Below are 14,411 nucleotides of genomic sequence, written 5' to 3' on the forward strand. Positions count from 1 at the left end.
AGATTACTTTGTATGTTCAGAAGGTGAAGCACACCACTGATCGCTAAGATCAGAGAGGGTGTATTGCTGATATCCGGCTTCACCAAATACAGAGGTACCATTAAGGTAATAGGTATCTGCAACTTCATTTGGATTGTGAATGCTAAAGCCCAATAATTTGGCGATTTCTTTACTGATATGATAATGGTTTGGCATGCAGCCTAGCTCAGCTGCAAGATTGCTAATTGCACTTTGCTCTAAATGTGGGCCATAAAATAAAAATGGCACTTGGGCGATATCTAAATCCACCATGTTGTGACCATAACGGCCACTTTGGCCGGTAAGCTCACCATGATCTGAGGTAAAAAAGATATAAGTTGGTCGGCCCGTATTTTCAAAAAATTGATAAATATCAGCAATTTGTTTTTCTGTGTAATGCACTGAATTATCATAGGAATTGCGCATATAGTTTTGATAGTCGTTTTTATCTACCGGATATACAGCTTCTTCGGCTGGGTAATTATCAACATAAGGCGCATGGGTGCTGCGCATATGTAACGTAATAAATTGAGGCTGTTGATAATCAAGTTTAAGTTTATCAAGTGCCAGTAATAAGCGATTATCGTATTGGCCTTCAAAATCAGTTAAATGGTCATCATCCATCCAAGTATCGACATCACTGAGTGAAAACGAATACGTTAAACCACCGGCATTTTTTTGCGTGGTGATATAGTGGGTATTGTAGCCGCTGTGTTTGGCTAATTTAAACAATGAGGTATGCATAGATTGCAAATGCGCCATGTTATCAGGCTCATACACAGTATTAAAAAAGAGCGCTAATGAAACGCGAGTTGATACCGCACTTGATAACGAAGGGCGATAAAAAAACTCAGGTTTATCTTTAAGTGCGTTTAAATTTGGCGTGGTATCACGTTCGTAATCAAATAAGCTTAAGTTATAACGACTAAAACTTTCCCCCATGATCACCACAATATTTGCATCCACCGGCGCATGCTGGCTGAGCTGATATGCTTGGTATTCTTTTGCGGGTGGCAACAAACCGAGGGCTGTTTTGCTGTTATAGGCAATTAAATAGGAAAATGAAAATAAACCATTTTTGAGCGCTGATTGGCTGATATTAGGTTGAAATTTTTGCGACGAATTGACGCTAAAAGCTTGGCCAAGTGGTAACAGTAATAATATCACTAAGGCATAACCACAGTAGCGAGAGCGAGGTAATTGCAGGTGAAAACGCTGGTAAACCCAAAAAGCAAACCCAGCAAAGCTTAAACTCAGCAGCGCAGGCACCATTAAAAAAAGAGCAACATCTAAAAAGCCAATTAATGCATCAGTTAACTCTTTGCTCAATAACATCACATCAAAAGCACTATAAAATCCGCCAAAATAATGAAAATACATTAACTGACCCGTTTGCAGCAGCGTAAAAATCGCCAATAAGGTAATAACCAACAGACGTTGAGCGCAAAAAGCCAATACTGTCATCAGTACTAGGCTAATGGCGCTGCTTTTTATACTTTGAGTGGCTAAATAGTTACTGTTAAGAAGGTGATAAATATGTTCAGGAAGAAGCGCAAAACAATAAAAAGCAGCCAGAACGAATAAGGTAGGGAAATATTTTTTTAGGGTCATGAGTTGAGATTACATCTATGAAATGAATGTGAAAGTGCACTAGTAAAGCAAGTCTATCGTGATGAACTTTTAAAGACAATAAAGGCTGTTACTATTTTGGCATTCAGTATGCATTAAAAAACAAGGTCACATTCAAAGATTGGAGAAAATTATGTTAAGTCAATCTTACTGCCGCGCTTTAGAAGTGAGGATCTTTAATAAAAGTAAAGAAATTAGACGGTTAAAAAGCCAGCTCTTTTTCTTTCGCTTAGTGAGTTTAGCCTTTGTTGGATTATTTATTGTGAGTCAGCTGCATGCGGCAAGTTAAAAAAATGACACGATGAAACAAAGAGTATGCTGTTTTATCGTGTCATTTTTTTCACAAAAACCACTACAAATAATGCCAAGGTAAAACTGCCACAAAACGCCTCAATAGCAGCAATTAAGCGGGAAAAACCAAGAGGGGTAATATCGCCATAACCTAAGGTGGTGAAAGTAACAACGCTAAAATAGAGACAATTGAGGAAAGCAAACACATTTTGTTCTATGTTTTGATCAATCGAAAAGTGAATCACTTGATCTTGAAAATTGACTCCTAAAAAGTAATAGGCAATCGCGGCTATAAAAATAAGTGAGAGCGAAAAGAAGATTACATTGGTTGGTTTTTCACCATAACCGCATAACAAATCTATAAATTTCGATATAACCCTGCGTTTTGACCCTCGCGGATTTTGGTAGCGACGCATGGTCATTTCTTTATGGGTAAAATTACCTGCCAGTTCAAATAAACCTTGATGCTCGGCTGCTTTGCGTAAATCGCGATAAATTTCTTCAGATTGTTCATATAAATCGAGCGCTTCATGATGATGACCTTGATGATGCGCCTCTTTTGCCGCAATTTCTTGTTGCAGATGGCTACCAATGTGCATGTTATCAATGCGTGCGCCAAAGAGCTTAATTCCTAACAAGTTAGCGTGTTGCAATTTGCAACAGTGTAAGTTGGCATCTCGTAAGTCGGCTTTCATTAAGGAGGTGCCAATCATTTTGGTATTAAATAAATGCGCGCCAGACAAATTGGCGCGATAAAAGTCACAATAAGATAAGTCATAACCTTCTTTAGAACCACGTCGTACTAAATTAAGACCCGCTAAATTAGCGCGTTTTAACTTTAAACCTTGTAGCAAACCGCCATTTTTAGCATAACGTTCGAGTTTATCTTTGAGTTCAAGCCCACTTTTATCAAATTTTTCGTCATGCCAAAAACAAAAACCAGTGCCCATATCAAGTTCTTGGCATTGTTCGTTATCTGGGGTGCAATATTTGCATTTAGGTTTTTCAATCATAAGCGGCTAATAAATAGGACGATTACATTAATCCTAGCAGTTAAAAATAGAACTGCACGGCAGATAAAAGCCTAAAAACATCTGAACTATGAATAAAGTATTAAACAAGGTGCGTCAGCAGCTTTAATGACATGGCCTAACGGAGTGCTAGGAGCTGAACAAAGGTTTTCGCCGCGTATTCATTCGCAATTGAGAAAAACGATTACGCTAGATGATTTATTCGAGTATTAAAAGCGTTTGATTTGAATAAAATCGCAGTTCAAAGGTCAATACATTCCTAGCCTAATAAAGCATTGATGCGTTTATATTCTGCTTTAAGTTCTTTGCAGCGGTTAAAGTGACTTTCAGGCAGATTTAAACCTTCCACTATCTTAAAAGAGTTTAAGCATTTTTGTTTCAGCTCGACTTTATTGCTACCAGAATGTTGCAGTACTTGTAACAAGGCTTGAATTAAATTTAATGCACTACCTGTGTTCATTGGTGCAAAGCGCAACGCATTTTCAAATTCTTCAATAGCTAAACTAAAATTACCTTTTTTGTATTCTTCAATTCCTTTTTTATTGTGAGAATCAAAGCTGGCAATCTTTTGTTCAGCATTACCTGCCTGCTCAGCCATGATAGCTTCAACAAAGTCCGTGTTTTTATCACTTTTAGTTTTAAACACAGCAAGCTGTTCAAATGCTTGCTCAAATTCACCAATTTCAAGCAATGTCATTATTGATTCAGGGTATAAGTCCAACGGCAGCTCACTTTCGTTATGCTCGAGCTCTTTTTGTACTGCACAGAGCGATTTTTTCGAATCGAAATAATTGCCTTGTAGTGCGTCTAAACGCGCCAAACACATGGCTTCAAAGGTATCAAACGAGGTATCGGTGAAAAGTTGTTGATCGGTTTTTGCTTTTCGCAGCGCCAGTTTAGTTTCTTTTAAATAATGTTCTTTATCTGGCTCGTTATCACTATTTTGCGCGGCATCAAAAAGGGCGCGAATATAATTGAGCTGATGCGAAATATCTTGGTGAATAGAGCGTTTGCTCATTTCTAATAAGCTTTGGCAGGCATTGATCAGGCTGTTATAGGCTTTGTTTTCTCGCGCAATATCCGCTAACAAATGCTGACGATGAAATGAAAAAGGCGAAATCGCCACACTTTGTTTAATGGTTTTTAGCGCTTCTTTTGTTTCACCTAGCGCCAGTAAACAACGGGCTTTAATATCATACGCTTCAACTCGAAAACGATTGCTATCGAGCACTTCGTTACATAATTCTAACGCAACGTTATATTCTTTATTTAAATGCGCAATTGAAGCGAGGGCAATTAACGCCCATAAAACGCGTTTTTTACTAATCTCAAGATTAAGCAGACGTTTGGCGAGGCTGTATTGTTTTTGTTTGATATAAATTGTGCAAAGTAGCTGCGCGCAGTATTGCCGATAGCGAGGTTGTTCTTTTTGCACAGCTAAAATGAGGTCAATGGCTGCTGTGTAATTTTCTTCTTTTAAAGCAATTAGCGCCTCTTTCATTGCTTGTTTTCGTTTATAAACGCGGTGAATTCGTGTTTTTAACAATCCTTGTGAAAACGGCTTAATTAAATAATCATCAGGTTCTGCTTCAACGGCGCCAAGCACCATAGGACGGGTACTTTCGCCCGACACTATCATATAAATAGCGTCAACGGCTAAGCAGTCTTTTGAACGAAGTTCTTCAAGAAGCTGCCGACCATTTTTACCATTCCCTAAATTGTAATCGATGAACAATAAGTCGAATTGTGTTTCAAGGCATTGTGATAGGGCAGATTCACCACTATTGGCAAAGTTTATGTTGCGCGCGCCTATGCTGAACAGCAGGCCCTTTAACATTGTTTGAAAAGAGCGCTGATCATCAACGATAAGGATTTTTTTATCTTGGTAATCAATCAGTGGTTTTGCTGCCATGAATTTTTATTAGTTTTCTTTAATTGTTGTCTGTGACTAATAGATAGTAAACTATTTCAAAGCAAGCTGCTGTAAATGCCTTCATATTTTTAAATGTTCGTTTGTTAATTTACCTGTTCCATGGATAATAAATCCATTTCAAAAGCTTTTTTAGGTAAATAATTTAGTTTTCTAAGGTGTAGTGTGTCGTCAATTTTATATGAGATTAAAACCAGTAAAAAACGTAAAACCGTGGCAATTAAAATCCAAAAAAATCAAGTTACGGTTTATGCGCCTACTTATGTTTCAAAACATTATTTAGATGAGTTAGTGCAAAGTAAATCAACGTGGATCAGTGAGCAACTACACAAGCAACAAGCCTTGATTAAGCCCTCTATTTTTACGCGCCAGAACATGTGTTTATTTGGCCAAGAATATCCCATTCGCTTTTCGTTGAGTAAACAAAGCCGTTGTTTTTTATTATTTAATACCATTGAGGTTGAGACCGCAGCTAGGGTGAAAACAATTGAGCCATTTCGAATTAAACAGATCCAGCGATTTTTGGCAGAGCAGTTACAGCTTTATTTAGCACAACGCTTAGCATTTTATTGCCAACAGATGAATTTAGATTATCAGGGATTGAAAATACAACATTACCGTAGACGATGGGGGTCGTGTTCCAGCAAAGGCGTAATTAGTTTTAATTTATTACTGGCGCAAACTCCGCATTGGGTGATTGATTATGTCATCGTGCACGAACTGGCACATTTAAAACATTTAAACCACAGTGCGTTATTTTGGCAATTAGTTGACACACATTATCCGGATCGTAAAAAAGCTGAAAACTGGCTTAAAAATAGAATGTTTGATTTAGAAGTAGAATAGAAAATGAAAAAAGAGGGTGTAGGTGGTGGAGGGAGCTGGATTCGAACCAGCGAAGGCAGAGCCGTCAGATTTACAGTCTGATCCCTTTGGCCGCTCGGGAACCCCTCCAGTGCTACGGCGTGCATATTAGCAAAATAACTTTTACTGTAAAGCCCTTTTTTTTAATTTAATGTTCGTTTGCGGTTTAAATAGTCAACTTGCTGTTATTTAAACCAATAATGTTTTTAAAATAGCCGTTATCCTAATTCTTTTTATATTTATCAAGCTCAGTGATCGCATCAAGAAACTTACTTTCTAAAAATTGTTTTTCAGTTTCAATTTGGCGCGCTTTATCTTCAGCCATACTCACTTGCTGTTCTAGTTGTTTCACTTTATCGTCAAGTTTACTGTTACTTTCAAGATTTGAGTTATTAGCCATTTGCTGGTTTTTTTGCCGTAAATAGGTGAGTTCTTTACCTTGTTTGGCAAGCTTAGATTTGTAATCGCTCGCTAGTTCAACCAGTTGAGTTTGCTGGGCGGCATAACGATTAATTTGTTTTTCTAGTTGCATTTTTTCTTCGTCATTTTCCATTTGCGCCAGTAATTGTTCGTTTTCAGCGGTAAATTGATTCTTTTCTCGTTGCAGATTTTCCACCGCTTCATACTGTTTGTAGAGTTTAACCTTGGTATGTTCAAGTCGTTTTTTACTTGAAATCAGCTCACCTTTAAGCTTTTTGATCAGTGCATGAGAGCGGTCGAGCTCTTTTTCAAGTTTATTAATTTTCTCTTCATCTTCTTTACTGTTTGTCAGCGCCTGACTTTTGTGAAGATCGCGCAATTGTGCTTCAAGAATTTCGTGAACATTGGTAAGTTGATTAAGTGTTTCGGTATGACTATTGACAGATTCAAGCGCATCATTAACGGACTGTTGGCATAATTCGAAGTGTTTATTATTTTGCTCAGGCAAAAAGCCTGATAATCGATTTACTGCCGATGTAACGGTACGAAACTCATGAAACATCAGTAATAAAATAACAAACCAAGATGTGATTATTAATAAGCCTAAATCTATGGCTAAAATTTCAAGTACTTTTTCTGGAAGCATCGAGACCTCAAAATATTGACTAACCCAATTGAATAGGTAATTCTCTGTTTGTATTAAATTTTAGTTTAGCTTGATTAATATATACTGCCTATAATGAGGAATAGTTTCAATTAATCTTACTAAAGATTGCTTCGAGGTTTACCCATAAGTGAAGATACTCATAGTTGATGACAGTGTTGCCATGCAAGCAATTGTTCGCAGAGGTTTAGAACAATTTGGCTATAAGCAATTAGAAATAAAACAGGCTAATAATGGTGTCGAAGCATTAGAAATTATTGGTAACTGGCAGCCTGAAATTGTTTTAACTGACTGGCATATGCCACAAATGAGTGGTATTGAACTGTTAATTGAGGTTAAAAAACGTGAGTTGCCGCTTAAAATAGGGCTGGTGACTACAGTTAATGATGATGAACGTATTGAATTGGCAATAGAACAAGGCGCCAGTTTTGTTCTGAGTAAACCATTTGAAGATGAAGCGTTACACAAGGCATTATTGCCTTTAATCCAAGGCGCATTTGAAACAGAAGAAATTCTTAATGCGCAACCTATTCATAATAGTGATTTGGTCTTACCAAAATTATCACAGCTAGAAAAAGTGCTGCACCGTTTTTTAAATCCAGATATTCAATTAACTGCGATCCCGACTCAAGTATTTAGCAATGAAAAAATTCCGGCTTTATTGGCTTTGTTTGAAGATACCGAAACACAAAAAGTCAGAGCCGTCGCTATGCTCGACATTAAAGCAACGTGTTTACTGGGAGGGCTTAAAAATGAATTTCCGGCGAGTAAAGTTGAGCGTTATTTAACAAATAAAGTGATCAGTAAACAGATGCTTGATGGTTGTGAGCAAGTACTGGCAAGTAGTTCATTTGCTTTTTTAGATCGAAAAACGCGTAAAAATTTGCGCCTAAAATGTGTCAGTTTTGTACCAAAAACGTTTGCTAAACTTGAGATTTTATTTGCCAAACCTGCCTCAGAAAGAGTTGATATTTTATGTACCATCAAAGGATATCAAGATGGCACTATCACAATTGTAAGCTCTTAAATCTAATTAGAGTTTATCCACGAATTTAATTCCTTACTGTATTGTTATTTTTTCTGTAGCCTAATTGCATTGCTAAAAGAAGATCTATGTTAATGCAGCTAATAGAAGATTGAGTTTTCTTGAGTTAAACAATAATAAGAGTTTTTTAATTTGCGTGGTTAAATTAGGTGTAAATAACAGATTTATCAATAAAACAGCTTATGATAAAGAGTGTATAAAACGAGAGAGATATAAAAGAAGAGGAACTGAAGTGGTGGAGGGAGCTGGATTCGAACCAGCGAAGGCAGAGCCGTCAGATTTACAGTCTGATCCCTTTGGCCGCTCGGGAACCCCTCCACTTCAGTGCGGGCATAATAGCAAAAAGCTTATTTAAGTAAAGTAAATTCCTAAAGAAAATCACGTTTCTGCCGATAAATTTTCTATCGTCGTAGTAAATGGTGTTTTTTGATGCAGATTGATGGAATTTTGACTAATGAAATCCAGCTTGGTAATAAGCTCGGTGTATGTATTAGTGAAAATAGGCGTTCTGATTTTGCATTGTTGCTTTCAATGCTTTCAGCCGATCCGCTCGACTTTGCTCAATTTCATTTACCATACGAAGAAAAAAAGCCTGCCTATGGTACCCAAGCCGATAACGAAGATTTAAGATTAAAGTTAGGTGCCGGTCCGCTGCAAGCATTAGCGGTAAAACCAATAGATTTTCTCATTGGTGCCGAAAATGCTGCCATGGTACAAGAGCAAGGCCTTGCGCAACTGAAACTACAAACTTATTTAAATCCTGAGCCTTTAGCAATTAGAGATGACAAAGACTATATCAGTAGCGACATTATTTCTAACTGTAATTTAAATGTGCAAAAGCGATATTTCAGTCAAACAGAGCCATTAAGTCATTTATCTATGAATGCTGCGCAATTTTATAACGATTTAACTCATCCCGATTTACATCGACCGCTGGCTGTTACTCAAGCATAAACCAATCAAGCATAAGCCAAATAAATTTGCGCTATGGTCATAGCGCGAAAGCAGTTTAGGTTTATTAATCGTTATTAATTAATCATGATTAATTTAGCGTCATCCATTTGAGTTATTAATTGGCATGACATTTTTTATATTTTTTCTCACTACCACATGGGCATTCATCATTACGGCCCACTTTAATATCGGTTGTTGGCGTAATGATACCATCGACATAATACCAAGTGTCGTCGCGTAATTCGAAGTAAGAGCGCTCTTTTAATTTACAAAATAAATTTTGATAAAAATAGTCTGCTTCAAATTCAACCCAAGCTTGTGTCTCTTGTTGTTCGGTATTAATGACCGTAAGTTTAATGAATCGGCAACTATTCGCAAAATCAGCAATTTCTTTTACTGAGTTTTCAGCTTGCTTTTCTTGGGCATAGGTTTGTTGAATATAAGCGGGATTGTTAACTACATAGGCACTAAAGCGTGAGCGCATTAGCTGCTCTGCAGTGTTTGGTTTAACCGTTTTATTAATAAAAGGCTGGCAGCATTGCTCAAAGGTAAGCGTTGTTCCACAGTAACACATAGCAAGTTCTCATTTCTAAAAAGGCTGTAATATTACCGTAACTCGGCAGTTTTTGATCCATATTATTGGCAAAGTGTAATTTTTTTTGCTTTTCTCTGTGAGTGCAGCCTCAGTGTACTCGCTGGTGAAAAGAATGGTTAACCACCGAAGTTAGGTGGAGCACAGAGAAAAGATTAATTGGTTGGCTTTTCTCGCTGAGCGCAGCCTCGGTGTACTCGGTGGTGAAAAGAATGGTTAACCACCGAGATTAAGAGGGACACAGAGGAAAGAGGGTTTTTGTAGGTGCAAGCCCGCTTGCTTGGTAGGTGAAACCTTCCCGTTTTGTTGTTAATAAATCACAATTCAACAAGCGTCGGGCTAGATCCCGACCTATAAAAGCGGCCGAGCTGCGCTCGCCTTCGCAAGCAGGCTTGCACCTACAGTAAAATCTCAAAATAAACATGGATACTAAAAACAAAAAGCTCGGTGTTCTCGGTGGTGAAAAGAAGGTTAACCACCGAGGTTAAGAGGGACACAGAGAAAAGAAAAAGATTAATTGGTTGGCTTTTCTCGGTGAAGCGCAGCCTCTGTGTTCTCGGTGGTGAAAAGAATGGTTAACCACTGAATTTACAATGGTAAAAAAGAAAGTTAACCACCGAGGTTAAGAGGGACACAGAGGAAAGAAAAAGATTAATTGGTTGGCTTTTCTCGGTGAAGCGCAGCCTCTGTGTTCTCGGTGGTGAAAAGAATGGTTAACCACTGAATTTACAATGGTAAAAAAGAAAGTTAACCACCGAGGTTAAGAGGGACACAGAGGAAAGAAAAAGATTACTTGGTTTGCTTTTCTCGGTGAGTGCAACCTCGGTGAACTCGGTGGTGAAAAGAAGGTTAACCACCGAGGTTAAGAGGGACACAGAGGAAAGAGGGTTTTTGTAGGTGCAAGCCCGCTTGCTTGGTAGGTGAAACCTTCCCGTTTTGTTGTTAATAAATCACAATTCAACAAGCGTCGGGCTAGATCCCGACCTATAAAAGCGGCCGAGCTGCGCTCGCCTTCGCAAGCAGGCTTGCACCTACAGTAAAATCTCAAAATAAACATGGATACTAATAACAAAAAGCTCGGTGTACTCGGTGGTGAAATGCTTTTAACTACTTATTTTTCCTGATGTTATGGATTTTGAGCTAACCTAGCATAACGTTGGGCATTGATTAGGCTGCTCTGTGCGGACAAAGCTATAAAGTTGGGCCGATATGTGGGCATTATGCTGTGCTAATAATTCTAATTGCGAATGAGATAGCATATTGGTCCACGTAATGATTGCAGCAAAGTTGCCATTCGAAAGTGCTGAGTTGAGCACATAATCTAAATTAGCCAAGTGCTTTTGGCGAATGACTAATAATTTTGATTTATCAATTGAACAAGAATCAAGTAATGTTTTACTTGGCACTGCATCTGGGGCGATGAGTAATGTCCAGCCGTTTTGATGATTATATTGATGTAAAATTTTCAGTAGTTCAAATGTTGCGCTGATCTCATCACTTACTTCAACTAAATGAAGTTTTGAACTTGAATCCACAGCTTGATAACTTTTAATACGTCTTACATCGATAGTGTGTAACATGAATCACCTACTGGTTGTTTATACAGTGCCTTCATATACAGTAGTTTATACAGTTGTTAAGTTCAAGCTTTTTTTATTAAAAAATGAGCAAAAAAATGACACAAGCTTTTAAATTGATCTTTTTTTACTCGTTAGTTGGTCTGTTTTGCAGCGTTTTGGTTGATTAGTGACTCTTTAGTGAGGTGTTCGGCAGGGTGCTTGGTTTAAATTAAACCGTGCATCAATAAGCTAAGTAATCTCAATACTGGTTAATAAATCTATCTTAGGCCGTTATTTTAAACGCTAACAGTGATTGCTTAAGGTGAAAGAGATTCGCTATTAGCGCTAATTCGTTCTGTTAGCATTAAAAGTCGATAGCTAGCGATCAGCAACTATGATATTTATCTTTAATTAATAAATATCTTATCTAGCACTGAGGTTAGTAAAAGTTGGCTTAGGGCCAAGTTAAAAAATCAATAGGGCGCTTACAAAAAGTGCTGATCGTGTATTTGTTCATATAAAGTAGCAGCCTGAGTGCGTGCATCTTTAATTTGTTTTGTACACAAATGAGAATGTAACTTAGCAATTGCTTCAACAGCTTCAATAGAACCTTGGGATTCCGCTAATGCCAGCCAAGTAAAGGCGTGGAACTCACTTTGAGGAAGCCCGCTGCCTTTGGCAAACATTAAACCTAAATAATACTGAGCTCTGACATGGCCACTCATTGCCGCGCGGCGCATCCATTTAGCCGCACCAACATCATTTTTGCTTTTTGCCATGTGAATGGCTGTGGCAAATAATTCCGCAGGGGTGGGGCTTTCTAAGGTATTTACAGTGCTTGAAATAGCGCTTAGTTGTGAGCTAGTACTTGGCAGTTGTTCTAAAATATCGCACAGCTTAGTAAAAGTGAGCAGTAATTTGTGCTCAAGCTCAAATATGGTCATATTATTTAAATCATTGCTATTAGCCGATGATTGAGGTGAGTCAGGCTCTTCGTCATCATCTCTTGTAAATTCATCTAGGTGACGAGCATCTATATCAGTTTCATCAAGCTCAATGTTATCAAGCTCAGTATTGTCGAGCTCAATGTTATCAAGCTCAGTATCATTTTCTTCTGCATTATCGGGGTTTAAAGGCTCATCATGCTCATAAGAGTCAATTAAGGTGTCTTCATCTAACCGTTGGGATGAATGTTCTGAATTCATGTAAACCTCAAAATGCAAAAAATCAAACTAAAAACGATGGCTTAATAGCGGCAAAAATTATAAATGCTTTAGTTAGCTTAGCTAATTTTAGGCCAAGTATTTAGCTTGGCCTAAATTATTAGTTATTTGTGTGTCTGTTTACTTATAACCGCGGCTTCTTTTACCACTTGGCAGCGCTGAACTGATCAACGCTAAACATAAAATGATAATAAATGTCATTGCATTTGCGCCAGCTTGTAATGAGTAATCAACAGTTGAGTGTAAAAGCATATGAATAATCGCAACACAACAACCAAAAGCGACCCCTTGAAAAAGCGGCGTTTTACGTTTCACCATAGTGTGTATGCTTTTGAATAGTGCAAATAACATCATCGCGCCCAACAACAAAGTAACAGGTACACCAAGCTCAATTGAAAACTGTAAATAGTCGTTATGAGCATTGTCATAAAAACCCGAGTAAGGGCCTGGTTGATAAGCCGGAAACGCCGTGTAAAAACTACCGCCGCCTGAGCCTATCCAGAGATTATCTTTTAATAATGGCATTGAATCAGCAATGACTTCATCACGGGTTTCAGATTTTAAGCTGGTTTCTACTAAACGCTCTTTTACTTTTTCAACGCCGAACATGGCACCCACAATAATCAAATCGAGCACAAAAAAACTAATAATTAGGGTACGTAAGTAACGTGGTTTACGATTATAAAAGAAAAAGGCAAATAAGCTCACTAAAGCAAGGGCGATAAAAAAGGCAGAATTACCCATACGCGAGCGCGTTAAAATGAGTGCAATGATCATGGCAATTAAACTCATGCGTAATAACATTTTACTGCTGAGTAAAATGGTGATCATACCGCGTAATTTTGCTTTAAATTGTGAACCGCTGCTATCTAAAGACAGCTGGCTAATTAATAGACCAATCCCCAATGCCAAACATAGGGCTAAATAATTAGCTAAAAAGTTCCAGTAGGTAAATGATCCCATAGCACGTTCGTGATGGCGAAAGCCAAACAGTGGGCTAGTAACACTAGGCTGTAAGTTTAAATAAGTGGCATACAAAGCCTGAAACAAACCCGCAGCGACAATGACATAACAAACTTGCGTGAGTTTTTGTGCGGTGGTTACGTAGCTAAATACCAGCCAAGCAAATAAAAAATAACAAAATGTTTTCAGCAGCATTACTTTTGTTTGGCTCGGATCAATACTGATTGAACTTAAACTGCCAAGGGTGCTGTCTGCGGTATTTAAACCAGGGATCAGTTGAATTGCTAATACAAGCATTACCACTGCCAAAGGCCCTAAAACATAGGCACTAATAAGAGGGGGAAATAACGAGCGCTCTTCTTTAAAAGCCAACCATAAATGACATAAAAAAACACTCGAGACCATCACAGTTAGGAGCATTAGCGCCCAAGGACGGTAACTACCAAGTGGAATGGGCAACCAAAAAATAAGCAGGCAAAGGCAACTAAAAATAAAAGATTTCAATTTTCTACTCTTGAAAATAATCAAATTGCATTGATATTAAATTATATCAATAGCAGTATTAAGTTGAAAATAATAATTATAAATAACAAGCTGTTAGCTTTTGTTAAGTTGAGTTTTAGATAAGATATTTACCAATACATTAAATTAAAGTAAGCATCTGACTTATTTATTTCTCAGGTTAATTATCATTCTTTAGTAATAAAAAAAGCCCCGTAGGGCTTTTTCGCAAAGGGCAAATTACAGACCGTTGCCTTCAGAGATACCGCCTGCACCGCCGCCGCCGCCGCCGCCAGCAGTACCACCAGTGTTACCACCAGTGTTACCGTTCGTAACGCCACCAGTAGTACCGGCTGTGTTACCACCAGCTGTGTTACCAGCAGCCGTTGCTTGAGAAGCAATACCAGCGTCAACATTATTAGCAACAGCAATACCAGTTACGCTATCGCTTGTTAAACCGCCGTTAACAGCAGCTTGTAATAATGCTGGAACAGATGCGCTATCGCTACCAACAGCTTGAATTGCAGCTGCAAGTAACTCTTCAGCTAGCTCTGGGTTTGCTTCAATAGCAGACTGTAGAGCAGCAGCAAAAGTTGAGGCATCAGCATTTTGGAATGCAGCAGCGATGATTTGCGTAGCATTGTCTGATACTTCAGCTGATACAGGCATCATTGCCGACGTACCAATTGCAGCAAGTAATAAACTTGCAATAGTTAATTTTTTCATG

13 protein-coding genes and 2 tRNA genes are annotated in these 14,411 nt (G+C 38.2%); 4 read left to right on the forward strand and 11 right to left on the reverse strand.

The window, feature by feature from the left end; genetic code table 11:
* Positions 1–3: 3 nt before the first annotated feature.
* Positions 4–1,629 (reverse strand): phosphoethanolamine transferase, encoded by a 1,626-nt coding sequence (locus PTUN_RS07665; RefSeq protein WP_009839653.1) that lies wholly within the window; start codon positions 1,627–1,629, stop codon positions 4–6.
* 151 nt (positions 1,630–1,780) lie between these two features.
* On the opposite strand from PTUN_RS07665, the gene PTUN_RS21730 reads away from it, so the two are divergent.
* Complete coding sequence (locus PTUN_RS21730) at positions 1,781–1,936, forward strand: hypothetical protein (protein WP_009839654.1); 156 nt, start codon at positions 1,781–1,783, stop codon at positions 1,934–1,936.
* 34 nt (positions 1,937–1,970) lie between these two features.
* On the opposite strand, the gene PTUN_RS07670 is transcribed toward PTUN_RS21730, so the two are convergent.
* The gene (locus tag PTUN_RS07670; RefSeq protein WP_009839655.1) at positions 1,971–2,951 is read right to left on the reverse strand and encodes a pentapeptide repeat-containing protein; all 981 of its coding nucleotides are present in this window, start codon (positions 2,949–2,951) and stop codon (positions 1,971–1,973) included.
* Positions 2,952–3,228: 277 nt separating this feature from the next.
* Positions 3,229–4,881, reverse strand: a complete 1,653-nt coding sequence (locus tag PTUN_RS07675) for a tetratricopeptide repeat-containing response regulator (protein ID WP_009839656.1) — start codon at positions 4,879–4,881, stop codon at positions 3,229–3,231.
* A 183-nt stretch (positions 4,882–5,064) separates the two neighbouring features.
* Here PTUN_RS07675 and PTUN_RS07680 point away from each other — a divergent pair, with 183 nt between their 5' ends.
* Positions 5,065–5,745 carry a M48 family metallopeptidase gene (locus PTUN_RS07680; RefSeq protein WP_009839657.1) on the forward strand — a complete coding sequence of 227 codons (681 nt, stop codon included), beginning with the start codon at positions 5,065–5,067 and terminating at the stop codon, positions 5,743–5,745.
* 23 nt (positions 5,746–5,768) lie between these two features.
* On the opposite strand, the gene PTUN_RS07685 is transcribed toward PTUN_RS07680, so the two are convergent.
* Both PTUN_RS07685 and PTUN_RS07690 read right to left on the reverse strand, forming a co-directional pair.
* A tRNA-Tyr gene (locus PTUN_RS07685) sits at positions 5,769–5,853 on the reverse strand.
* A gap of 133 nt (positions 5,854–5,986) precedes the next feature.
* Complete coding sequence (locus PTUN_RS07690) at positions 5,987–6,829, reverse strand: hypothetical protein (protein WP_009839658.1); 843 nt, start codon at positions 6,827–6,829, stop codon at positions 5,987–5,989.
* 148 nt (positions 6,830–6,977) lie between these two features.
* Here PTUN_RS07690 and PTUN_RS07695 point away from each other — a divergent pair, with 148 nt between their 5' ends.
* Positions 6,978–7,874, forward strand: a complete 897-nt coding sequence (locus PTUN_RS07695) for a response regulator (protein WP_040644124.1) — start codon at positions 6,978–6,980, stop codon at positions 7,872–7,874.
* A 251-nt stretch (positions 7,875–8,125) separates the two neighbouring features.
* Here PTUN_RS07695 and PTUN_RS07700 read toward each other — a convergent pair.
* A tRNA-Tyr gene (locus tag PTUN_RS07700) sits at positions 8,126–8,210 on the reverse strand.
* A 111-nt stretch (positions 8,211–8,321) separates the two neighbouring features.
* On the opposite strand from PTUN_RS07700, the gene PTUN_RS07705 reads away from it, so the two are divergent.
* On the forward strand, positions 8,322–8,846 hold the full coding sequence (locus tag PTUN_RS07705) for a VC2046/SO_2500 family protein (protein WP_009839661.1): 525 nt from the start codon (positions 8,322–8,324) through the stop codon (positions 8,844–8,846).
* 115 nt (positions 8,847–8,961) lie between these two features.
* Here PTUN_RS07705 and PTUN_RS07710 read toward each other — a convergent pair whose 3' ends face one another.
* The 5 genes from PTUN_RS07710 to PTUN_RS21740 all read right to left on the reverse strand — a co-directional run bounded on the left by PTUN_RS07710 (position 8,962) and on the right by PTUN_RS21740 (position 14,410).
* The gene (locus PTUN_RS07710; protein WP_009839662.1) at positions 8,962–9,420 is read right to left on the reverse strand and encodes a YchJ family protein; all 459 of its coding nucleotides are present in this window, start codon (positions 9,418–9,420) and stop codon (positions 8,962–8,964) included.
* Positions 9,421–10,583: 1,163 nt separating this feature from the next.
* Positions 10,584–11,018: a SulA-like leucine-rich domain-containing protein gene (locus PTUN_RS07715; protein WP_009839663.1), complete on the reverse strand. Its 435-nt coding sequence runs from the start codon at positions 11,016–11,018 to the stop codon at positions 10,584–10,586.
* A 464-nt stretch (positions 11,019–11,482) separates the two neighbouring features.
* Entirely contained in the window at positions 11,483–12,202 is a 720-nt protein-coding gene (locus tag PTUN_RS22160; RefSeq protein WP_009839665.1) for a tetratricopeptide repeat protein, read from the reverse strand.
* A gap of 138 nt (positions 12,203–12,340) precedes the next feature.
* Entirely contained in the window at positions 12,341–13,687 is a 1,347-nt protein-coding gene (locus PTUN_RS07725) for an O-antigen ligase family protein (protein WP_198138445.1), read from the reverse strand.
* A 237-nt stretch (positions 13,688–13,924) separates the two neighbouring features.
* Complete coding sequence (locus tag PTUN_RS21740) at positions 13,925–14,410, reverse strand: hypothetical protein (RefSeq protein WP_050760047.1); 486 nt, start codon at positions 14,408–14,410, stop codon at positions 13,925–13,927.
* Position 14,411: the final 1 nt, after the last annotated feature.

The sequence above is a fragment of the Pseudoalteromonas tunicata genome (assembly GCF_002310815.1).
Lineage (GTDB): Bacteria > Pseudomonadota > Gammaproteobacteria > Enterobacterales > Alteromonadaceae > Pseudoalteromonas > Pseudoalteromonas tunicata.